The 21,678-nt window shown below is 73.6% G+C and carries 20 protein-coding genes and 2 tRNA genes; 14 read left to right on the top strand and 8 right to left on the bottom strand.

Annotated features, from left to right (window positions below; translation table 11 throughout):
• Positions 1-144: 144 nt before the first annotated feature.
• Together ACZ7LK_RS00645 and ACZ7LK_RS00650 are read right to left on the bottom strand one after the other, a co-directional pair.
• Entirely contained in the window at positions 145-591 is a 447-nt protein-coding gene (locus tag ACZ7LK_RS00645) for an excalibur calcium-binding domain-containing protein (protein WP_471137730.1), read from the bottom strand.
• Positions 592-722: 131 nt separating this feature from the next.
• Positions 723-1,736 (bottom strand): SEC-C metal-binding domain-containing protein, encoded by a 1,014-nt coding sequence (locus ACZ7LK_RS00650; RefSeq protein WP_392274492.1) that lies wholly within the window; start codon positions 1,734-1,736, stop codon positions 723-725.
• A 271-nt stretch (positions 1,737-2,007) separates the two neighbouring features.
• On the opposite strand from ACZ7LK_RS00650, the gene ACZ7LK_RS00655 reads away from it, so the two are divergent.
• The 3 genes from ACZ7LK_RS00655 to ACZ7LK_RS00665 all read left to right on the top strand — a co-directional run bounded on the left by ACZ7LK_RS00655 (position 2,008) and on the right by ACZ7LK_RS00665 (position 4,085).
• Positions 2,008-2,316, top strand: a complete 309-nt coding sequence (locus tag ACZ7LK_RS00655) for a DUF6412 domain-containing protein (RefSeq protein ID WP_392274493.1) — start codon at positions 2,008-2,010, stop codon at positions 2,314-2,316.
• A 117-nt stretch (positions 2,317-2,433) separates the two neighbouring features.
• Positions 2,434-3,126: a YidC/Oxa1 family membrane protein insertase gene (locus ACZ7LK_RS00660; protein WP_392274494.1), complete on the top strand. Its 693-nt coding sequence runs from the start codon at positions 2,434-2,436 to the stop codon at positions 3,124-3,126.
• 101 nt (positions 3,127-3,227) lie between these two features.
• Positions 3,228-4,085, top strand: coding sequence for a fumarylacetoacetate hydrolase family protein (locus ACZ7LK_RS00665; RefSeq protein ID WP_469463804.1), 858 nt, complete (start codon positions 3,228-3,230; stop codon positions 4,083-4,085).
• Positions 4,086-4,196: 111 nt separating this feature from the next.
• On the opposite strand, the gene ACZ7LK_RS00670 is transcribed toward ACZ7LK_RS00665, so the two are convergent.
• Both ACZ7LK_RS00670 and ACZ7LK_RS00675 read right to left on the bottom strand, forming a co-directional pair.
• A complete protein-coding gene (locus ACZ7LK_RS00670; protein WP_471137736.1) occupies positions 4,197-4,685 on the bottom strand; it encodes a heme-degrading domain-containing protein in 489 nt (162 codons plus the stop codon).
• Positions 4,682-5,749, bottom strand: coding sequence for a Gfo/Idh/MocA family oxidoreductase (locus ACZ7LK_RS00675; protein ID WP_392274497.1), 1,068 nt, complete (start codon positions 5,747-5,749; stop codon positions 4,682-4,684). Before ACZ7LK_RS00675 ends, ACZ7LK_RS00670 begins: the two co-directional genes overlap by 4 nt.
• Positions 5,750-5,805: 56 nt before the next feature.
• Here ACZ7LK_RS00675 and ACZ7LK_RS00680 point away from each other — a divergent pair, with 56 nt between their 5' ends.
• The 6 genes from ACZ7LK_RS00680 (at position 5,806) to ACZ7LK_RS00705 (ending at position 11,566) form a co-directional block, all read left to right on the top strand.
• Complete coding sequence (locus tag ACZ7LK_RS00680) at positions 5,806-6,873, top strand: ROK family transcriptional regulator (RefSeq protein WP_471137738.1); 1,068 nt, start codon at positions 5,806-5,808, stop codon at positions 6,871-6,873.
• 294 nt (positions 6,874-7,167) lie between these two features.
• The gene (locus ACZ7LK_RS00685) at positions 7,168-7,965 is read left to right on the top strand and encodes a hypothetical protein (RefSeq protein ID WP_469463806.1); all 798 of its coding nucleotides are present in this window, start codon (positions 7,168-7,170) and stop codon (positions 7,963-7,965) included.
• A gap of 202 nt (positions 7,966-8,167) precedes the next feature.
• Positions 8,168-8,947: an HAD-IIA family hydrolase gene (locus ACZ7LK_RS00690; RefSeq protein ID WP_392274500.1), complete on the top strand. Its 780-nt coding sequence runs from the start codon at positions 8,168-8,170 to the stop codon at positions 8,945-8,947.
• A gap of 113 nt (positions 8,948-9,060) precedes the next feature.
• Complete coding sequence (locus ACZ7LK_RS00695) at positions 9,061-9,660, top strand: hypothetical protein (protein ID WP_471137741.1); 600 nt, start codon at positions 9,061-9,063, stop codon at positions 9,658-9,660.
• Entirely contained in the window at positions 9,657-10,343 is a 687-nt protein-coding gene (locus ACZ7LK_RS00700) for a class F sortase (RefSeq protein ID WP_471138590.1), read from the top strand. The genes ACZ7LK_RS00695 and ACZ7LK_RS00700 overlap by 4 nt, the downstream gene beginning before the upstream one ends.
• A 191-nt stretch (positions 10,344-10,534) precedes the next feature.
• Entirely contained in the window at positions 10,535-11,566 is a 1,032-nt protein-coding gene (locus ACZ7LK_RS00705) for a glycoside hydrolase family 6 protein (protein ID WP_392274502.1), read from the top strand.
• A gap of 80 nt (positions 11,567-11,646) precedes the next feature.
• On the opposite strand, the gene glxA is transcribed toward ACZ7LK_RS00705, so the two are convergent.
• From glxA to ACZ7LK_RS00720, 3 genes are all read right to left on the bottom strand, one after another.
• Positions 11,647-13,599 (bottom strand): radical copper oxidase GlxA, encoded by a 1,953-nt coding sequence (gene glxA / locus ACZ7LK_RS00710; RefSeq protein ID WP_392274503.1) that lies wholly within the window; start codon positions 13,597-13,599, stop codon positions 11,647-11,649.
• Positions 13,596-15,557, bottom strand: coding sequence for a glycosyltransferase family 2 protein (locus tag ACZ7LK_RS00715; RefSeq protein WP_392274504.1), 1,962 nt, complete (start codon positions 15,555-15,557; stop codon positions 13,596-13,598). Before ACZ7LK_RS00715 ends, glxA begins: the two co-directional genes overlap by 4 nt.
• A gap of 413 nt (positions 15,558-15,970) precedes the next feature.
• Positions 15,971-16,044, bottom strand: a tRNA-Lys gene (locus tag ACZ7LK_RS00720).
• A 207-nt stretch (positions 16,045-16,251) separates the two neighbouring features.
• Between ACZ7LK_RS00720 and ACZ7LK_RS00725 the strand changes: the two genes are divergently transcribed.
• The 5 genes from ACZ7LK_RS00725 (at position 16,252) to ACZ7LK_RS00745 (ending at position 21,501) form a co-directional block, all read left to right on the top strand.
• A complete protein-coding gene (locus tag ACZ7LK_RS00725) occupies positions 16,252-17,592 on the top strand; it encodes a peptidoglycan-binding protein (protein WP_471137744.1) in 1,341 nt (446 codons plus the stop codon).
• Positions 17,593-17,612: 20 nt separating this feature from the next.
• Positions 17,613-18,800, top strand: coding sequence for an SPFH domain-containing protein (locus ACZ7LK_RS00730; protein ID WP_469463810.1), 1,188 nt, complete (start codon positions 17,613-17,615; stop codon positions 18,798-18,800).
• A gap of 117 nt (positions 18,801-18,917) precedes the next feature.
• Positions 18,918-19,508 carry a lytic polysaccharide monooxygenase auxiliary activity family 9 protein gene (locus ACZ7LK_RS00735; RefSeq protein ID WP_392274507.1) on the top strand — a complete coding sequence of 197 codons (591 nt, stop codon included), beginning with the start codon at positions 18,918-18,920 and terminating at the stop codon, positions 19,506-19,508.
• Positions 19,509-19,615: 107 nt separating this feature from the next.
• Positions 19,616-20,869: a sensor histidine kinase gene (locus tag ACZ7LK_RS00740; RefSeq protein ID WP_471137745.1), complete on the top strand. Its 1,254-nt coding sequence runs from the start codon at positions 19,616-19,618 to the stop codon at positions 20,867-20,869.
• The gene (locus tag ACZ7LK_RS00745; protein WP_392274509.1) at positions 20,848-21,501 is read left to right on the top strand and encodes a response regulator; all 654 of its coding nucleotides are present in this window, start codon (positions 20,848-20,850) and stop codon (positions 21,499-21,501) included. The genes ACZ7LK_RS00740 and ACZ7LK_RS00745 overlap by 22 nt, the downstream gene beginning before the upstream one ends.
• A 90-nt stretch (positions 21,502-21,591) precedes the next feature.
• Here ACZ7LK_RS00745 and ACZ7LK_RS00750 read toward each other — a convergent pair.
• A tRNA-Lys gene (locus ACZ7LK_RS00750) sits at positions 21,592-21,665 on the bottom strand.
• Positions 21,666-21,678: the final 13 nt, after the last annotated feature.

Here is a 21,678-nt window from a genome sequence, read left to right on the forward strand (position 1 = left end):
TCCCGGTGCACGTGATCGTTGGACTCGTTCTACCAAGACGTACTGACAACGGAACGTGAATTGATCAGAGTCCGACCGTCAACATTGCTGTCGGGGCCGCCAGTTGGCCGATCGCGTCCCGTGAAGTCCGACGATCTGCACCGCTCAGCCGTTGTCGCAGCCGACGCCGTCGTTGTCGCGGTCGAGGTGGCGGGCGTAGCCCGGGTCGCCGCGGTGGACGGGGGTGGCGCCGGCGGCGCGGGCGGCGGCGCAGTTGGCGTAGTAGACGTCGCCCCCGCTGTCGGAGCCCGAGTCGATGGTGGCGGGGTCGTCCTGGGTGGCTGCCGGGGCCTGGTGGGTGATCGTCGCCGTCGCCGTGACCGTTTCGGTGACGCTGACCGCCGAGGCGGGGGCCGGTGTCGCGGTGGTCGTGGCGGTGGTGGTGATGGTGACCGTGGGGGCGGGGGCGGCCTTGGTGGTGGGCTTGGCGGCGTCCTCGGCGGTCACGGCGCCGCAGCCGGTGCCGATCAGGAGGAGCAGGAGGCCGCCCGCCCAGACGCGCTTCATGCGGGACAGGGGGCGGGCGGCGGGCTGCTGGTACGCGTTGGTCATGGGACACGTCTCCCTCGCACACAGGGACTGGAGCTGTGTGGGGGAACAGGGGCCAGTCGATGCAGTAGTTGAGGGCGAAATTACTGCATGGACAGGGACCGGCGGAGGGGAACGGTCCGATTGCCTGCCGGTCAGATCCGCGCCGTCCCGTGGCAGTCGCCGTACTTCGTGCCCGAGCCGCACCAGCACGGGGCCGTGCGGGAGGGGGGCCAGGGGGTGGCGCGGCCGCGGGCGGCGAGGGTGGTGGCGTACTGGGGGAGGAGCGCGGCGTTGGAAGGGGACGTGGACTCGGAGGCGGCGAAAGCCTCGTACGAGGGGACCGTGCCCTGCACCACGCCCAGGTTCGGGGTGCCCGCCGCCGCGAGTTCGCGGAGGGAGGCCTCCAGATCGGTGAGGTGGGCCTCGTGGGTCGGGTACTCCGACTCCAGCTCCGGGTAGGCGGCCAGCAGCTCGTCCAGCTCGTCGGCCGGCCAGAGGAGGACCGCGACCGGGAAGGGGCGCGACAGGGCCGTGCGGTACGAGCCGAGCTCACTGCGCAGACGGGCGATCTCGGCCTGGAGCTCGGCCGGGTCCGAGGAGCCGAGGGACCACAGGCGCTTGGGGTCGTGGAGCTCGTCCAGCGGCACCGAGCCGGTGTGCAGGCGGTCCGCCAGGACGTCCCAGTCGTCGTGGCGCAGCCCGAGCAGGCGGCGCACGCGGTGGCGGCCCATGAGGAGCGACTGGTGCGCGTACGGCACCTCGTCGTCCGGGGACGGGATGAGCGCCGTCACCGCCGTGGTGAAGGTCGCCTCGGAGGCCGGCAGCTCGTCGTGGGCCTCCAGCGTCTCCGCGACGATCTCCCACGCGGCGGCGTCGCTCACGGGGGTCGCCCGGAGGCCGTCGATGATGGCCCGGGCCTCGGCCTCGTGCCCGTACTCCCAGAGATTGGCCGCCTTCAGGGCCTTCACCAGGTGCGGGTCCTCCGGCGGCGGCGTCGCGGCCAGGAGGTCGTCGTACAGCGTCGTCGCCCGAGCGCGGTCGCCGGCCAGCTCCAGATGGGCGGCCGCCCGGAGGAGCAGCGGTTCGCGGTCCTCGGGGTACTGCGCCGCGGTGCGCAGCAGACGCTCGGCTTCGGTGATGTGATCGGCAGGCGTGTCGGGGCGCATGGGTGACACCGTACTGCCGTGCGGCGCGGCTCCGGTGGGTTGACGGGCGACCACCCAGGGTGCCGCCGCGCGCGGGCGGACACCGGTGGTGGTACGGCGACGACGGGGCGTGACGGTGGTCCCGGGGGCTGCGGGTCGCGGCCGATCCCGTGGTCACGGTCGGCCCCTCACCTCGTGCACTCCCGAGTACAGTTCTGCGTACCGGCTCGTCGTGTGGGGGAAGCTCCCGTCGATGCGCCCGCGTCAGCAGGAGAGGAAGGGGGGAGCGGTCATGAGCGGTCTCGTCGCACGGCTGGCCCGCTGCGGTCTGCTCGGCTTCCTGCTGTTCCTCTGCGCCGAGGGTCTGTACGCCGAGGGCGGCACCCTCTCCGCGGCCGTCGCGCTCGCCGCCGTGGCCTCCGGGCTGGTCGCGTGCGCCGTCCTCGCCGCCCGGTCCGTGCCCGCCGTGCCCCCGACCCGGGTGCGCACGGCCATCCGCGACCGTGAGCAACGCACCGCGTTCCTTCCCCAGCGCGATCCCGACGCCTCCGGGCGCCGGCGGCCCCGAGCACCCGGCCGTCCCCTCCCGACGGCCGCGTAGGGGTACGCACCACCGACTCCCCGGTACTCCGGGCGCTTCGCGCTACCTCCCCGCGCGGTTCCGTCATGCCGAGATCCAGATCCCCGGTACGACGAGACCCCCGGAGGGCTCCTTCCCATGTCCGTTTTCGCCTCGCTGGTCGAGCAGCTCGCGGCGCTGCTCCAGCCCCTGTTCCACGGTTCCGCCACCGCCGCCGCCATCGTCGTCTTCACCCTGCTCGTACGGCTCGCCGTGCACCCGCTGTCCCGGGCCGCCGCGCGCGGGCAGAAGGCGCGGACGCGGCTGGCCCCGCGGGTCGCCGAGCTGCGCAAGAAGCACGGCAAGGACCCCGAGCGGCTCCAGCGGGCGGTGCTGGAGCTGCACGCCGAGGAGAAGGTGTCGCCGCTGGCCGGCTGCCTGCCGAGCCTGCTCCAGGCGCCCGCGTTCCTGCTGATGTACCACCTGTTCTCGGGCGGCGGCATGAGCGGGCACACCCTGCTGGCCGCACCGCTCGGCGGCCGCTGGGCGGACGCCCTCCGGGACGGCGGCGTCCTCGGCCCCGCCGGGCTCGTGTACGTGGCCCTGTTCGTGATCGTCGCCGCCATCGCCACGTACGGCTACCGGCGTGCCAAGGGGCAGATGGTGGAGCTCGGCGAGGGCATGGCCGGGGGGATGGGGGCCGGGCTGGGGAAGGTCATGCCGCTGCTGTCCTTCGGCACGCTCATCACGGTCGCCGTCGTGCCGCTCGCCGCCGCGCTCTACGTCGTCACGAGCACCGCGTGGACCGCCGCCGAGCGGGCCTACCTGTTCCGTGACGCGTCCAGTGGGTGAACGGGGTCTTGCGGGGTGATCCGATGTCTTGGAGGATCGGCCAATCCTCCGATGGCCGCACCCCATCGGCCGGGGCCTACCTCGACCACAGGGAGAAGACCATGAAGCTGCTGCGCGTCGGTACGGCGGGGGCCGAGCGTCCCGCGCTGCTCGACCGGGACGGGGTCCTCCGGGACCTGTCCGCGATCGTCCCGGACATCGACGGAGCCCTGCTCTCCGACGCGTCCGCGCTCGACCGGGTCCGGGCCGCGGCGGGTGCGGGGGTGCTGCCCGCGCTGGACCCGACGGGGCTGCGGATCGGTCCGCCGGTGGCGCGCGTCGGCAAGGTCGTGTGCATCGGGCTGAACTACCACGACCACGCCGCCGAGACCGGCCAGGCCACCCCCGCCGAGCCGGTGGTGTTCCTCAAGGCGGCCGACACGGTCGTCGGGCCGGACGACACCGTGCTCGTGCCGCGCGGCAGCCGCAAGACCGACTGGGAGGTCGAGCTCGCGGTGGTCATCGGACGTACCGCCCGCTACCTGGACTCCGCGGAGTCCGCGCTCGCCCATGTCGCCGGGTACGCGGTCGCGCACGACGTCTCGGAGCGGGAGTTCCAGATCGAGCGCGGCGGCACCTGGGACAAGGGCAAGAACTGCGAGACGTTCAACCCGCTCGGCCCCTGGCTGGTGACGGCGGACGAGGTGCCCGACCCGCAGGCGCTGTCGCTGAGGCTGTGGGTCAACGGCGAGCTGCGGCAGGACGGTTCGACGTCCGACCAGATCTTCCCCGTGGCGGAGGTCGTGCGGTACGTCAGCCGGTTCATGACCCTGTACCCGGGTGACGTCATCAACACCGGCACGCCCGCCGGGGTGGCCATGGGGCAGCCGGAGCCGAAGCCGTACCTGCGGGCCGGGGACGTCGTGGAGCTGGAGATCGAGGGGCTCGGGCGGCAGCGGCAGCAACTCAAGGACGCCTGACCGCGGCCGCCCCAGGAGGGGCGTACGGGGCCGTACGGAAAGGGAAGGCGGGCCACCCCTCGGGGGAGGGGGGTGGCCCGCCGGCTCATGGGGCGGGGGTGGCCCGCCGGTTCATCGGGCGCCGGTGAGGCGTTCCAGTGCCTCGACCACCAGCGCGTGGTCCTCAAGCTGCGGCAGGCCCGAGACGGTGACCGTGCCGATGACGCCCGCGCCCGCGACCGTGATCGGGAACGAGCCGCCGTGGGCCGCGTAGCGGTCCGGGTCCAGGCGCGAGTCCGTGTCGAAGGACTTGCCCCTGGCGCGGAAGCGGGTGCCGACGAGCAGGGAGCTCTCGGCGTACCGCTCGACCACCCGGCGCTTGCGGTCGATCCAGGCGTCGTTGTCCGCGCTCGAACCCGGCAGGGCGGCGTGGAACAACTGCTGCCCGCCGCGCCGGACGTCGACCGCGACCGGGGCGCGGCGCTCGCGGGCGAGGTCGACCAGCAGCGTGCCGAGCGTCCAGGCGTCGTCGTACGTGAAGCGCGGCAGCGTCAGGCGGGCCTGCTGGGCCTCCAGCTCCGCCACGGTGGGGGAGTCCGGTGCGGGGGTGCCGGCGCTCACAGGGTCACCGTCACACCGTCGCGGGCCGACCGGCGCGCGGCCTCCAGGACGTCCAGCGCGGCCGCGGCCTCCCGGGCGGTGACCGGCGGGGGCGTACCGTCGCGCAGCGCGGCGGCGACGGCGGCGTAGTAGGCCGGGTAGTCGCCGGGGACGCTCGGCACCGGGGTGCCGCCGCCGGTCGGCGGGGACTCGCCCGCGCCGATCCGGCCCCACAGCGCCTCGGGTTCCGCGCCCCAGCCGGGGCCGGGGCGCCGGCCCTCGCGCAGCGCCGCCTCCTGCGGGTCCAGGCCGTGGGTGACGAACCCGGCCCGCGAGCCCAGCACCCGGAAGCGGGGGCCGAGCTGGGCGGCGGTGGCGCTCACGTACAGGTGGGAGCGGACGCCCCCGGCGTGGGTGAGCGCGATGAACGTGTCGTCGTCCGCCTCGGCGCCCTCACGGCGCACGTCCGCCTCGGCGTACACCCGCGTGGCCGGGCCGAACAGCACCAGCGCCTGGTCGACGACGTGACTGCCCAGGTCGTACAGCAGTCCGCCGAACTCCTCCGGCGCCCCCGACTCGCGCCAGCCGCCCTTGAGCCGGGGCCGCCACCGCTCGAAGCGGGACTCGAAGCGCTGTACGTCGCCGAGCTCGCCGCGCTCGATCAGGCCGCGGAGGGTCAGGAAGTCGCTGTCCCAGCGGCGGTTCTGGAAGACGGAGAGGAGCAGTCCGCGCTCCTCGGCGAGGGCGGCGAGGTCGCGGGCCTCCGCCGCCGTGCCCGCCACCGGCTTGTCGACGACGACCGGCAGCCCGGCCCGGAGCGCGGCGGTGGCCAGCGGGACGTGCGTCTTGTTGGGGGAGGCGATGACGATCAGGTCCAGCTCACCGGCCCGCGCCCACAGCTCGTCCGGCGACGCGGCGAACCGGACGTCCGGGTACGCGTCACGGGCCTGCTGCCGCCGCTCCTGGCTGGAGGTGACGACCGTGTCGAGCACGAGGCCCTCGGTCGCGGCGATCAGCGGGGCGTGGAAGACGGACCCCGCCAGGCCGTAGCCGACGAGTCCGACGCGCAGCGGTCGACCAGTCATGCCCGCCACTTAAGCAACGCTGTTGCCAAAGTGCAAGCGGGCGCGACAATGGACCGGTGAACAGCGATACGGGTGTGAACCTGCCGGCCCTCCGGAGCCACAACGCCGCGCTCGTGCTCGACCTGCTGCGCACGGCCGGCGAGCGGGGAGCCAGCCGCCCGGAGCTCGCCGAGCGGACCGGGCTCACCCCGCAGGCGGTCAGCAAGATCACCGCGAGGCTGCGGGGCGAGGGGCTCGCCGCCGACGCGGGGCGCCGCGCCTCCACGGGCGGCAAGCCGGCCTCCGTGCTGCGGCTCGTCCCCGGCGCCGCCCACGCCGTGGGCCTGCACCTGGACCGGGACGAACTCACCGCGGTCCTGGTCGACCTGTCGGGCGTCGTCGTGGCGTCGAGCGTCGTCCCGCTGGACCTGGGGTCGGGGGCGGAGGTGGTCATCGAGGTCGCCGCCGGCGAGGTCGCCGCGCTCACCTCCCGGCCGCTGCTGGGCGTCGGCGTCGCCATGCCCGGGCCGCTGGACCACGCCGCGGGCGTCCCGCACCGCGTGACCGGCTTCCCCGAATGGGACGGCTTCCCGCTGCGCGCCGCGCTCGCCCGGCGGCTCGGGCTGCCCGTGGTGCTCGACAAGGACACCAACGCCGCCGCCCTGGGCATCGCGCTGGACGGGGCGGGCGGGGACTCGTTCGCGTACCTCCACCTCGGTACGGGGCTGGGCGCCGGCCTGGTGCTCGGCGGCACCGTGTACCGGGGGGCGCGGACCGGGGCGGGCGAGTTCGGGCACCAGACCATCCAGCTCGACGGCCCGGCCTGCGGCTGCGGCGGGCGCGGCTGCCTGGAGGCCCTGTGCCTGGCCGCCGTCGCCCGGGGCGACCACGCCGGGGCCGCCCGGGTGCTGGGCGCCGGAGCCGCCAACCTCGTCAAGCTCCTGGACATCGACCGCGTCCTGCTGGGCGGCCGGGTGGTGACGGGGGCGGCGGAACCGTTCGTCCGGGGCGTGAGCGCCGTGCTGGCGGAGCTCGGCGAGCGCGCCGGCGAACCCGTGGTCCCGGTGGCCCTGGCCGACGGCTCGGCCCACCCGGTCGCCGAGGGTGCGGCCCAGCTCGTCCTGGCCCCCCTCTTCGGCCGCTGACCCCCGCCGACGCGTCGTCGCGGCCCGGTCCGGCCGCCACCCCCGGTCCGTCACGGGCCCCGGTCGGTCACACCCGGCGGATGCGCGGGACTCCCGGTCCGGCCTGCCCGGCGGGTGGGGGACTCCCGGCCCCGTCCGCCGGCGCCGCCCGCCCCGTGCCGGGCGCGGGCGCTGGGCCGATCGGGGGCATGGCTGCCGCCGTACGGCGGGACGTTGCCCGGGCAGGGGTGCGGCGGCGGGGCGGCGTGGGAGGTTCTCGGCGTACGACCGTCCGCCGGCCGCCAGAGGTTCCCCATGCGACTGCGCAACGTCTCCGCCCCCGTCGCCGCCGTCGCCGTCGCCGTCCTCGCGCTCACCGCGGCGGCACCGGCCCGGACGGCTCCCTGGAGGGACGGCACCGTGACCTTCGAGGCCGCCGTTCCCGACCGGCAGCCGACCTGCGGCAGCCCCACCGCCGCCGACTTCCCCATCCGCACCCGCATCACCGGCGGCCCCGCCGCCTACCGGCCCGGCGGCGGGTTCCGGACCTGGAACGTGGAGCTGACCAACACCACCGCCGAGCCCTGCGCCAACATCCACCCCGTCATCGTCTTCACCGACCGCGCCCGCACCCTCGAGCCGGGTCAGATCCAGCTCGAGTTCTACGAGGACGGCGGAAGCGGCCGCCAGTACCCCGTGACCGTCGAGCGGACCGACGAGAGCGAACTCGTCGGCGTCCTCGACGACGGCACCGGCGGCCCCGCCCGGCCCCCGGCGCGCGGCGGGGCCGCCCCCTTCCGCGGGTTCGCCGTGCCGCCCGGCCGGACCGTCACCGTGCCCGTCCGGCTCGCCTTCACCTCCGACGCCCGGCCCGACACCATCACCGTCAACGCCGCGATCGTCCAGCGGCGCGGCGGCGACGGCGACTGGGTGGGCGACTCCGCCGACTACCGGTTCTCCCTCGTGGACGAGGAGCCCGCCAGCGAGTTCGCCGAGGAACTGCCCCGCACCGGACGCAACGTCCTGATCGTCGCCGGCGCCTCGGTGCTCGCCTTCCTCCTCGGCGCCGGCACCCTCGCCCTGGCGGGCCGTCTCCGCGACCGCAAGGACTGACGGGCCGCCAGGACCCCGCCCGTGCGGCTGACGGCGGGTCATACGCGGCGCACGACCCGGCCCCGCGCCGCCCGGCGACCGGTACCGCATGATCGACCGGGTGAAGACGGCGACATCCTGATTAGGCTGGGGGCGTCGCCACAGCGCTGTCGCGGCGTCCCCAGCACGCATGCATGTACCTGTACGGCAGGAGTCCCGCCCCATGGCAGAGCGCAAGCCGATCGAATCCTGGCTCACCGACATGGACGGCGTCCTCATCCACGAGGGCGTACCGATCCCCGGCGCCGACGCCTTCATCAAGAGGCTGCGGGACGAGGGGAGGCCCTTCCTGGTCCTCACCAACAACTCCATCTACACCGCGCGCGACCTGCACGCGCGCCTCGCCCGGATGGGCCTGGACGTGCCGGTGGAGAACATCTGGACCTCCGCCCTGGCCACCGCCCGCTTCCTCGACGACCAGCGGCCCGGCGGCACGGCGTACGTGATCGGTGAGGCGGGGCTCACCACCGCCCTGCACGACATCGGCTACATCCTCACCGACCACGACCCCGACTACGTGGTCCTGGGCGAGACCCGCACCTACAGCTTCGAGTCCCTCACCAAGGCGATCCGCCTCATCAACGCCGGTGCCCGGTTCATCTGCACCAACCCCGACGAGACCGGCCCGTCCACCGAGGGCCCGCTGCCCGCCACCGGCTCGGTCGCCGCGCTGATCACCAAGGCCACCGGCAAGGACCCCTACTTCGCGGGCAAGCCGAACCCCCTGATGATGCGCACCGGGCTGAACGCCATCGGCGCCCACTCCGAGACCAGCGCCATGATCGGCGACCGGATGGACACGGACGTGCTGGCGGGCCTCGAAGCGGGTATGGAGACGTTCCTCGTCCTCACCGGCCTCACCACCCCCGCCGACGTGGACCGCTATCCCTTCCGGCCCTCCACGATCGTCGACTCGATCGCCGATCTGGTCGATCGTGTCTGAGCCTCGTCCGCGCCCATCGGCCCAGGTCACCAGCCGTCTGACCGGGTGAACGCCGATCCCTGCGGATGCGGGAAGCACCGAACCGGGTGAATCTTCTGTGCAGGAGGTTCACGATGCGTTCAGCTTTGTTTGCTCTCCGTGCCGCGGGGACGGCCGCCGCGACGGCCACCGTCCTGACGCTGGCCACGGGGCCCGCCCACGCAGGTGACGGCGACGAGCACCGGGACGGCGGGAAGCACCGGGAGAGGGTGACGGTCCTGGTCGTCCCGGCCACCAGCGAGCCCGGCGGGGACGTGGACGTCCAGGTCCACGGCTGCCACGGCGGACACGGCTGGGTCAGGTCCCGGGCGTTCGTCGCGGACGCCGAGCTGTCCGGACACGAGGGCAAGGGCCGGCCGCTGAAGGGCGGCGCCACCGTCAAGTCCCACCTCGACTCCGGTACGTACCCGGTCACCGTGCACTGCGACGGGCGCGACCACCACGACGTCGGCACCATCCACGTCGCCCGGCACGCCCCGCCCAGCCCGATCGCCCCGGTCCGGGCCGGCGGCGGGGGCGCCGCGGTCATGGCCGCCGACGCGCCCCGGGGCGTCACCGGGGAGCAGGGGCCGAGCACCTCGCACACCGTGGTCGGCCTGGTGCTGGCGGGGGTCGCGGCGGTCGCCGTCGCGTTCCGCAGCACCCGCCGCCGTCGCCGCAGCGGCGCGGACTGACCGTGTCCACCGCACCGCGCGCCGCCGGTCACGGGCGGCTGCTCACCGGCGTGGCCTGGGCCCTGTTGCTGCTGGGCCTGTGGCTGTGGGGCAAGGACATCGCGGCCGGCCCCGGCGGCCTGTCCGCCCCGACCACCGGTGACGTCGCCGCCGTCGGCCGCCCCCTGGGCGTGCCGTTGCCGCCGGCCCGCCCGCCGCTGGCGCCGGGCGAGCCCGAGCGCCTGGAGATCCCGTCGCTGGGCATCACCGCGCCCGTCGTCCCGAGGGGCCTGGACGGGGCCGGCGCGATAGACCCGCCGCCGTACGGGACGGCGGACACCGTCGGCTGGTACCGCGACGGGACGAAGCCGGGCAGCGACGGGGCCGCGCTCCTCGTCGGGCACGTCGACACCGAGACCGAGCCGGCCGTCTTCTACGGGCTGAGCTCCGCCCGGCCGGGCGAGCGGGTCGAGGTGACCCGGGCGGACGGCTCGGTCGCCGAGTTCACCATCGACGACGTCCAGGTCTTCGCCCGCCACGAGTTCGACCCGAGGAAGGCCTACGGGCAGCGCCGGGAGGGCCGCGCCGAACTGCGCCTGATCACCTGCGGCGGCACCTTCGACCGGGAGGCCGGCGCCTACACGGCGAACGTCGTGGTCTCCGCGTACCTGACGGGCGCGGGTGACGCACCCCGCCGCGGATGACGGGCGCCCCCGCACCGGGCGCCCCCGCACCGGGCACCACCCGGGGGCGGCCGCCCGCGCACCGGGAGCGACCGGGGGCGGCCGCCCTCGTGGCTGTCAGGACCGGTGTGTCAGGATGGATTGGACCGGGTTGTCCGGGAGAGGGGCGCCTGGGGGGTGGCCCCGCGCAGAGCGCACCCGAGGGGGAGTGGATGTACGGCAGTTGCACCGGGCGTGCCCGCGTGAGGGCGGTCGCGCTGGGGGTGGGCGCGGCGGCGGCGTTGCTGCTGGCGGGCTGCACCTCCCCCGACGCCGGCGCCGGCAAGGAGCCGGAGGCGGGGCCCAGCCTGGGGCAGCAGCCGAAGGCGACCGACCCGTTCTGGGTCAACCCCGGCAGCAAGGCGGCCCAGCAGGTGGGCAGTTACCTGCGGGACGGCAAGAAGGCGGACGCCGAGCTCATCAAGAAGATAGCGTCCCAGCCGGTGGGCGAGTGGGTCGGTACGGAGCAGCCGGAGGAGGACGCCCGCGGCTTCACCGAGGCCGCCACGAAGGCCGACCGGGACGCCGTGCTGGTCCTCTACAACATCCCGCACCGCGACTGCGGGCAGCACTCCGCGGGCGGTGCCGCCGACGGTGACGCGTACCGGGCCTGGCTGGACAAGGTCGCCGACGGCATCGGCGACCGGCGGGCCACGGTGATCGTGGAGCCGGACGCGGTGATGCACATGGTGGACGGCTGCACCGAGGACCAGTACCACGAGGAGCGGTACGACCTGCTCAAGGGCGCCGTCCAGCGGCTGAAGAAGCTGCCGAACACCAAGGTGTACCTGGACGCGGGCAACGCCGGCTGGGGCAAGCCCGACCAGATATTCGAGCCGTTGAAGTGGGCGGGCGTCGAGAAGGCCGACGGCTTCGCGGTGAACGTGGCCAACTTCCAGACGACCGAGGCCAGCAAGGTGTACGGCAAGAAGGTGTCGGCGAAGGTCGGCGGCAAGCCGTTCGTCATCGACACCAGCCGCAACGGCAACGGCCCCTACACCAAGGGCGACCCCGCCGAGAACTGGTGCAACCCGCCGGGCCGGGCCCTCGGCGAGACGCCCACCACCGAAACGGGCGACCCGCTGGTCGACGCGTACCTGTGGATCAAGCGCCCCGGCGAGTCGGACGGCGACTGCAAGGGCGGCCCGAAGGCGGGCGACTGGTTCCCGGAGTACGCCCTCGAACTGGCCCGCAACACCAAGTAGGACCCGCACGAGGAAGGGGCGCCCCCGCCGGGGGCGCCCCTTCCTCATGCCTGCCGCCGGTCCCGCCGGGACCCGGGGACCTACGGGACCTCGACCCAGACCGCCTCGGACGGCGTGCCCTTGTCGTCGGTGACGAAGAGCATGTACCAGCCGGAGGGGACCAGGGCGCGGTTCTTGGGGACCTTGACCTCGATGCCGCCGGCGGTCTTCTTCACCTCCAGGGCTATGGAGCGCTGGTCCACGTCGGTGACGTGGGTGACGGCGCTGGGCCGCATCAGCTTGGCCGTCTTGATCCTGGCGGCGTCCGGGGTGGTGAAGACCCCGCTGCCGCCGCGCTTGATCTTCGCCGGGCCGCCGGTGACCTTGGGCTTGGCGTCCCGGTAGAGGTAGGGCGGGGTGTAGATCTCGATGCGCTGCTCGAAGACGCCCGGCTTGGTGTTGGCCTTGTCGGCGAAGAGCGAGTCCGAACCGAAGATCATCACCCGGCCGTCGGGCAGCAGCACGGAGCCGGAGTGGTAGTTGCGCCCGACCCGCGGGTCGGCGACCCGCGTGTACGTCCCCGACTTCGGGTCGTAGGTGCGGGCCTCCAGCACGTTGGAGTCGCCGCGGCCCCGGTAGTCCTCCGACCCGCCGGTGACCAGGACGGTGTCGTCCGGCATCAGCGAGGCGCTCGGGTAGCGGGTGCCCCGGTCGAGGGAGGCGCCGTCCTTGAAGCGCGGCTTCGGGTCCTTGAGGTCGACCAGGCGGGACTTCTCGCTGGACTTCTCCGACTCGCCGACCCCGCCGCCGCCGATGACCATGAACCGCTGGTCCTGGGCGGGCGGCAGCATGACGGTGGCCGAGGTCTCCATCTTGTCGGCGTCGCTCAGGCCGGGGATCTTCTCGAACGTGTTCTTCCCCAGGTCCCAGACGCCCGGGTCACGGCCGATGTCGGCCGGGCCGTACCCGGCGTTGGAGCCGGAGTAGAACAGCTTGCCGTTGTCCATCAGGAAGATGGCCGGGTAGGTGGGGAAGCGGCGCTCGAAGCCGGTGTACTTCCACGTCTTGGTCTTCGGGTCGTAGATCTCGTCCTTGCCGGGGACGATCTGCCCGATCTCGTCGAGGCCGGACAGGGCGAGGACCTTGCCGTCCTTGAGCGTGGTCAGCGTCGGGTACCAGCGCGCCTCGTTCATCGGGTCGACCTTGACGTACTTCTCGGCGACCGGGTCGAACTCGAAGGCGTCGCGGATGCCCTGGAAGTCCTTCTTGTCGAGGGCGAGCTTCTGCGCCATGCCGTAGACGTTGCGGGCGTCCTTGCCGGTCAGGCCCTCGACCTTGTAGTTGTCCTCGGTGCCGGTCTCGAACTCCTTGCCGGACTCCTCGGCCTCGACGTAGATCCGGCCCAGTCCGGGCTGGGTGCGCTGGAAGCGGCCGGTGGTCTTGTCGAAGATCTTCTCGGCCTTCTCCACCAGGACCGGGTCCTTGGAGACGAACGTCTTGCCGTTGGCCTTGCCGGTGAACCGGGTACCGGCGGGCAGGGTGATCGGCTTGTCCGGGTCCTCGTTGTGGACGATCATCAGGCCGCCGGCCTTCGTCACGTCGCCCTGGAGCTTCTCGTACCGCTTGGTGCCGCCGGCGATCAGCAGCTTGCCGTCGGGGAGCTGGGTGTGCCCGGAGCAGAACATGTCCTTGGGCGTGGGGATCTTCTTGAACCCGTTGGTCTTCGGGTCCCACAGGACCGACTCGAACTTGTTCGCGTCGAAGTTCTTCTGGTTGTTGCCGGAGCCCGCCACGAGCAGCACCTTGCCGGTGTGCAGCAGTGCCGCGTGGATGGTGTTGATCCGGAACTCGGAGGGGACGTCGAGGAAGTCCCAGTGGCCGTTGGCCGCTTTGTACTCCGGCTTGTTGATCGTGTAGTCGTGGTACTTCTCCGAGCCGTACCGGTACAGGGCCGGCCCGTTGAACCCGGCGACCACCGCAACCACCGCCGTGCCTATCAGGATGCGACGGGCGCGGTTCCTCCGGTGGTTCGGCCGGACGGGCAGGCTGCTCATTTGTTACGTCCCCCAAGGGCGATCTGCATGGTGTCGTTCTGCTCGGCCCAGCTCGGGCCGGCCGGCTGCGCGGGGTCCACGGCCGGGGTGGGCGGCTGCGCGGGGTCCACGGCCGGGGTGGGCGGCTGCGGCGGCCGGCCCGCTCCGTGCCGGGCGGGGCGCTTCTTCTTCTCCTGTCGCAGCATGTGCCGCCAGACGAAGATCGGCGTCGCGGTGATCAGGGTGGCGAAGGTCGCCCAGATGATCATCGCGGGGTGGGAGTGCCCGAAGACGAAGCCGGCGGTGATGGAGGCGCCGAAGATCCCGATGAAGTACCAGTGGTAGCGGAAGGTCCCGAACCACCTGTCGGGGCTCGCCGAGTCGCCCTTGGGGGTGACCACGAACTTGCTCTTGCGGCGGAGGGCGGAGTCGATCAGCGCCTTGGCGTAGAGGGGCGCGGACAGTGCGGACATGAGCATGCCCGCGACACCGCCGGAGCCCTCCGGCTCGTGCGGGGAGACGTTGTGCCGGCGGTTCCAGACGTAGAGGCCGATCTGGAGCGCGGAGGCGTTGCCGTAGAGCATCAGCCACACGGTGGGGTCGATGTTCACGCCGGAGGCGCCCAGGCCCAGGAACAGCGCGCAACTGAGAGCGGCGAGGATCCAGTTCAGGGCGGACATCGGATAGAAGATGATCATCATCGTGTAGTTGAAGAGCTTGCTCGGCGGCAGCGAGTACCAGCCCTTCCAGTACTGCTTGAGGATCGTCTCGTACGTACCCCGCGACCAGCGCATCTGCTGGGTGAAGAAGTCCGTCCAGGCGCTGGGGCCCTCGCCGACCGCGAGCACGTCCGGGGTGTAGACCGAGCGCCACTTGTTGCCCGTCGCCGGGTTCTTGTGGCGGTGGATCTCGAAGCCGGTCGCCATGTCCTCGGTGATCGAGTCGTACAGGCCGCCGATCTGCTTGAGCGCCGTGATGCGCACCGCGTTCGACGTGCCGACGAACATGGGCGCGCCGTAGCGGTTGCCGGCGCGCTGGATCAGGGCGTGGAAGAGGAACTGCTGCGACTCGGCGGCCTTGGTGACGAAGTTGTCGTAGTTGCCGTAGACCTGCGGGCCGATGACGAAGCCGATGTCCGGGTCCCGGAAGAAGCCCAGCATGCGCTCCAGGTAGTTGGGCAGCGGCACGTGGTCGGTGTCGACGGAGGCGAAGAAGTCGTACTTGTCACCGTGCGCGTCCAGCCAGGCGTTGTAGTTGCCGTGCTTGGTCTTGGCGCGGTGGGGGCCGGTGGGCTGGTTCCACTTGTCGATGCCCTTGCGGGAGAAGTGGTGCACGCCCAGGCGCTCGCAGACGGCCTTGACCTCCGGGTCGTTGCCCTCGTCGAGCAGCCAGACGTGCATCAGGCCGCGGTGCCGGATCCTGACGGCGGCCTCCAGCGTCTTCGTCACCATCTCCAGGGGCTCCTTGCCCGGGACGAAGGAGGTGAGGAAGGCGACCCGGGTGCCGGACTCCGGCACGACCGGGACGGGGTCGCGGGCGACCAGCGTCGCGTGCGCGTTCGACAGGACGTTCATGCACCGGAAGAACTCGATCAGGCCGATCGAGACGAGCATCACGATGTCGAGGGCCGGCAGCCAGTCGAACGCGGGGTAGTCGCGCTCGGTCCAGTGCGACGGCTGGAGCAGCCAGACCAGCAGGACCAGCGACAGCACCGGGGCGGCGGCGAGCATCAGCGCGACGCGTATGCGGTGCGGCTCCTGCGAGATCAGGGAGCGGTACTGCACCGTGTACGGCTTGTTCGGGTCCGGCTGGGTGAGGGGTCCGGCGAGCCGGCTGTAGTGCTCGTAGTCGTAGCGCGGCAGCGGCTTGGCGGCGGCGCGCTGCCGGGCCCCGCCGCTCCGGAGCTGCGGGGGAACCCGGAGCTGGGTGGTGTGGGACGGGTCGTTGTCCTGCCGGGCGCCGCTCGGCGTCGACGTCATGAGTCTTCCCCCCGCACGCATGCTGGCTGCGTGTTTGGTCGTGTTCCTTCGTCCGGAGCGCGGTCCCCCCTGGACCGGCGCGTCCTGACGTGTCAGTGGCAGGCCGCCGTCCGTGAAGACATGGAACGACGACCTTCCGGTTGCATGATGCCTGTCACGGCACCGCGTGCGTGAACGGGGCCCCCGCCCTGCGGTCCCCGCAACCGGGGCATCCCCCCGCGACTGCCGCCAACTGCACGAACCACATGCCCCATTGAGGCGCACCGGTTCCAGGATAGGGTCTACGGCCGCCCCGCTTGATCGCAAGGGCGAAAAGGACCGCTTACCGGGCATATGCGTGCTTCGGGTGCCGTATGGCAGCGAGAGCACGACTGAGGCCCCCTCACTCGTGGTGAGGGGGCCTCGGCCTCGCGTGCGCCGCCAGGGACTCGAACCCCGGACCCGCTGATTAAGAGTCAGCTGCTCTAACCAACTGAGCTAGCGGCGCCTGCTGACCTGCACAACTTTACCCGATGTCCGGGGGTGGTCCGGACCGCCGGGTCCCGGCGGGCCCCGGCGGGTCCCGATCGCCGGGCCGCGCCCGGCCTGTCGGCTGGCAGCTTTTTCCCTTTCAACCGTCAAAATGCGACATGTCGGGACAGTTGCGACACTGGCGCCCGTACCGCAGTACCGGAAGAACCTGGAGGGGACCCGCATGGCAGCCGTACCGGTCTTCGAGGAGTACGAACCCGCCGCCGACTGTCCCTGCGCCGGCTGCGCCCGGCAGCGCCGCGAGACGGCCCTCCGCCTGGCCGTGCGGGCCGGCGGCCACCCCGCCGCACACGGTGCCCGCCGCGCCCTGGTCCTGTTCACTGCCGCCGGGGTGGCCCTGGGCGGCGGGGCCGGGGCGGGCGGCGCGGCCGCCGTCACCCACCCGGCCGGTCCCGCGGGACCCCTGGGGGCCGGTGCCGCCGGGCCCGTGCGAGACCGGGATGAACCGGACACCCCGACCCCGCAGGGCGGCGCCGGGCCGCTGCACGGGAGACCGCACGCGGGGCCGGCGAGCGGGCACGTCTCCGCCCCCGCCCTGCGCGCGTCCACCCGGACCGAGATCATCAACCGCGCCAAGCGCTGGGTCGCCGCGAAGGTCCCGTACTCGATGGAGAAGTACTGGACGGACGGGTACCGCCAGGACTGCTCGGGCTTCGTCTCGATGGCCTGGAACCTCGCCGGCAACGAATGGACCGGCTCCCTCGACCGGTTCGGCGTCCGGCTGGACCACTCCGAACTCCAGCCCGGCGACATCCTGCTCTTCCACAACCCGGCCGACCCCAACCGGGGCTCGCACGTCACCCTCTTCGGCGGCTGGACCGACTACACGCACACCTCCTACACGGCCTACGAGCAGACCCGGCCGCACGCCCGCCGGCTGGCCACCCCCATGGCGTACTGGACGAACGCCGGCCGGTACGTCGCCTACCGCTACAAGGGCCTGAGCGGCGGCGCCCTCGGCAACCCCGGCAGCCCCGGCGCGTCGGTCGCCTACCCGGGCCCGGGCTCCTTCGGGCCGGGGGCGGACAACCGCTACGTCACCCGGCTCGGACGGATGCTCGTGGAGCGGGGCGGCAAGCGGTTCTACCGGTCCGGGCCGGGACCGCGGTGGGGCGAGGCCGACCGGAGGGCGACCCGGGCCTTCCAGCGGGCGCAGGGCTGGATCGGGCGGGACGCGGACGGGCTGCCCGGGCCGCACACCTGGCGGCTGCTGGTCACCGGGGAAGGCCGGGACATCCCGGCCGGCTCCGGCGCGGGGGCCCCGGCGCCGCCCTTCCCGGGGCGGGCGCACTTCAGGCCCGGGCGGTCGAGCGACCACGTCGAGCGGCTCGGGCGCCAGTTGGTGAAGCGCGGCTTCGGCGCCCACTACCGCTCCGGCCCCGGGCCGCGCTGGGGCGAGGCGGACCGGCGGAACGTCGAGGCGTTCCAGCGGGCCCAGGGCTGGCGCGGAGCCGCCGCCAACGGCTACCCGGGGCCCGAGACCTGGCGGCGGCTGTTCCGATGACGGATCACGAGGAGGCAGGGTTGAGTACGGCGACGCCGGAGGGCGGCGGGACGACGGCCGGGCGGCGGGTCCCGGTGATCGGGAACGAGACCACCGGGCCGATCCCGGTGCACCTGCTGTTCCGGGACGACACCGAGGCGGACCCGGGGACGGTGACCACCGGGCCGGTCACGGTCGTACGGGACCGGGCCGCCTCCGGGGCGCGGCCCGCCGGCCGGGTCCCGGTGCGGGTGCCCGCGCCGGCCCGGCGGTCCGCCCCGGCGGCCGACCCCGAGCTGGCCGAGCGGCCCGGGCCGGTGCTGCCGGGGTGGGCCGGGGTGGCGGCCGGGACGGTCGCGCTGGCCGGGTGCGCGGCGGTGCCCTGGTGGACGGGGGCGGTGCCGCCGGCGGTGACCGGCATGCTGGGGCTGCCGTCCCGCCCGTACCACGGGATCCCGCTCGGGGTCTGGGCGGTGCTCGCGCTGGGCGTGCTGGTGGTGCTCTTCGCGTTCGGCGGGCTCGTCCGGGGCAGGGTGGGGTACGCCTGGGTCCTCACCCTCTTCGGGGACTACCGGGGCAGCGTGCGGCGCACGGGGCTCATGTGGGTGAGCCCGCTGCTGCTGCGCCGCCGTGTCGACGTACGGCTGCGGCACTGGCGCAGCGAGCCGCTCCCGGCGGTCGACGCGCACGGCACGGCGCTGCGGGTGGTGGTGCTGGTGGTGTGGCGGATCCGGGACACGGTGCGGGCGGCGCTCGGGGTGGCGGACCACGAGCGGTACCTGCGCGAGCAGGTGGAGTCGGCGCTGGCCCGGGTGCTGTCCCGGCTCCCCGCCGACGCCGCCTCCGACCCCGCCTCGGGTGGGGGCAACCCCGTGCCGGAGGACGCCCCGATGACGCTGCGGGACGCGGAGGTGGTGGGGGAGGCGCTGACGCGGATGCTGTCGGCGGAGTGCGCCCCGGTCGGGATCGACGTCTTCTCGGCGCAGCCGACCCGGATCGAGTACGCGCCGGAGATCGCCGCCGCGATGCAGCGGCGCCGGGTGGCGGCCATCGACGCCAAGCACCGGGACACGGTGCTCACCTCGGTGGTGGACGCGGTGGACGACATGGTCCACCGGCTGACCACGCGTGGTCTGGTCGAGCTGGACGACTACGACCGCAAGGCGCTGGTCAAGGACCTGACGGTGGCCTTCTACACGGGGCGGAGTGGTCCGGTCGAAGGCCCGTGATTGGTATGGACATGTTCAAGTGGCGTCCATACATTGGGACTTGGTCTAGACCGGATCCCCGCGCACGCGTGCAGCACGGCTCATGGAACGTCCCCCACCTCCACCTGGAGCGACAGCATGCGACACAAGATAGGTACGGCCGTGGTGGCCCTCGGTGTGACCGGGGCCTCCCTGCTGACCGCCGGCAGCGCCAGCAGCCACGGCTACACCGACTCGCCCATCAGCCGCCAGAAGCTCTGTGCCAACGGCACCGTCACCAACTGCGGCAACATCCAGTGGGAGCCCCAGTCCGTCGAGGGGCCCAAGGGCTTCCCGGCCGGCGGCCCCGCCGACGGCCGGATCTGCGCCGGCGGCAACGGGCAGTTCGCCGAGCTCGACGACCCGCGCGGCGGCAACTGGCCCGCCACCAGGGTGACCGGCGGTCAGTCCTTCACTTTCCGCTGGCAGTTCACCGCCCGGCACCGCACCACCGACTTCAGGTACTACATCACCAAGGACGGCTGGAACCGGACGGCGCCGCTCACCCGCGCCGCCCTGGACCCCCAGCCGTTCCTGACCGTCCCCTACAACGCCCAGCAGCCGCCGTCCACGCTCAGCCACCAGGGCACCATCCCGGCCGGGAAGACCGGCAAGCACCTGATCCTGGCCGTCTGGACCGTCGCGGACACGGCGAACGCCTTCTACGCCTGCTCCGACGTGCAGTTCTGACGGCCGGACAGGAACGCTCCTTCCGCCCCCGGTAGGGCCTGCCCCACCCCGCGTACACCCGCTGGGGCCATGGTGGCGCCGTGAGCCCGGCGCCTACCGTGGTCCCCATGGATCCCCGTACGCCCTGGCAGGCCCTGACCAGGGGCGACTACCTGCGCGGCGGCTGGCCCTGGCGGTCGGCCGGCTACCTGGCGGGCGGCGTGCTCGTCGGCCTCCCGCTGGCCGCCGTCCTGCTGGTGTCGGCCGCCTCCTCGCCGGTGCTCGTCGGCCTGCCGCCGCTGCTGCTCGCCGGGGTCGCCCTCGGCGGCGTCGAGCGGCGGCGGCTGCGGCTCGTCGACACCGAACCGGCCGAGGACCCGCACCGGACACCCGGGGAACCGGGCCTGCGGGCCTGGCTGCGGGTGCGGGCGGGGGAGCAGGCCACCTGGCGGGAACTGGCGTACGCGCTGCTGCACGGCTGCGTCCTGTGGCCGCTGGAACTCCTCGCGCTCGCCGTGGCCCTGGGCGCGCCGCTCGCCCTGATGGCCACCCCGGCGCTCCTCGCGCTGGACGGCCAGGAGGTACGGGTGCTGAAGGGGCCGCTCGTCACCACCTACCCGGCCGCCTTCGCGGCCGCCCTGTGCGGGCTGCTCCTGCTGCCCGCCCTGCTGTACCCGCTGGGCGCCCTGGCCGGTGCCCGCGCCGCCCTGACCCGGCTGCTCCTGGCGCCCCGCGACGCCGAGCTGAGCCGCCGCGTGGGCGAGGTCACCCGCTCCCGCGCCCGCCTGGTCGCCGCGTTCGAGGCCGAGCGCCGGCGCATCGAGCGCGACCTCCACGACGGGGCCCAGCAGCGGCTGGTCGCCCTCACCATGACGCTGGGCCTCGCCCGGCTCGACGCCCCGCCCGGTCCGCTCGCCGACCGGCTCGCCCGGGCGCACGACGAGGCGGGACAGGTCCTGACCGAGCTGCGCGAACTGATCCACGGCATCCATCCGCAGGTCCTCACCGACTACGGCCTGGGCGCCGCCCTGACCGACGCCGCCGACCGGTCGGCCGTCCCCGTCGCCACCGATGTGGACCTGCCGCGCCTGCCGCAGCCCGTCGAGAGCGCCGCCTACTTCGCGGCCCGCGAGGCGCTCGCCAACGTCGGCAGGCACAGCGGCGCGGCCCGCGCCCGGCTCACCGCCCGGCACTCCGGCGCCCTGCTGCGCATGGAGGTCGGGGACGACGGCCGGGGCGGCGCCGACGCCTCCCGGGGCACCGGCCTGACCGGCTTGGCCGACCGCGTCGCCGTCCTCGGTGGCACACTGGCGCTCGACAGCCCGCCGGGCGGGCCGACCGTGCTGCGAGTGGAGATCCCGTGCCGAGCCCTCTGCGAATAGTCCTGGCCGAGGACGGCGTGCTGCTGCGCGAGGGGCTGACCGGGCTCCTGGAGCGCTTCGGCCACGAGGTCGTCGCGGCGGTCGGTGACGCCGCCGCCATGCAGGGCGCGGTCGTCGAGCACGATCCGGACGTCGTGGTCACCGACGTCCGGATGCCGCCCGGCTTTCGGGACGAGGGGCTGCGGGCGGCCGTGGCGCTGCGGTCCGAGCGCCCCGCCCTGCCGGTGCTGGTCCTCAGCCAGTACGTCCAGCGGGCGTACGCGGCCGAGCTGCTGGAGTCCGGCGACGGCACCGGGGTCGGCTACCTGCTCAAGGACCGGATCGGGCAGGTCGAGGAGTTCCTGGACGCCCTGACCCGGGTCGCGTCGGGCGGCACGGTCGTCGACCCCGAAGTGGTCCGCCAGCTTCTGCGCCGTCACCGCGATCCACTGGCGGCGCTGACCCCCCGGGAGCGCGAGGTGCTCGCCCTGGTGGCGGAAGGCCACTCGAACGGCGCCATCGCCCGCCGGTTGTCGGTGACGGAGGCGGCCGTCGGCAAGCACATCGGCAACATCCTCGGGAAGCTGGACCTGCCTCCGGCCGGGGACACCCACCGGCGGGTCCTCGCCGTCCTGGCCTTCCTCCGCGCCTGAGCAGGCACGAGCGGGGGCGATCCCGCTCCGGCCGCCGCGCGCCGTGACACGAAGAAGCCCCCCGCTTCCGCGAGGGGCTTCTTCCGTCTGTGCGCCGCCAGGGACTCGAACCCCGGACCCGCTGATTAAGAGTCAGCTGCTCTAACCAACTGAGCTAGCGGCGCCTGCTGACAGAGT

The sequence above is a fragment of the Streptomyces sp. NPDC039423 genome (assembly GCF_055598725.1).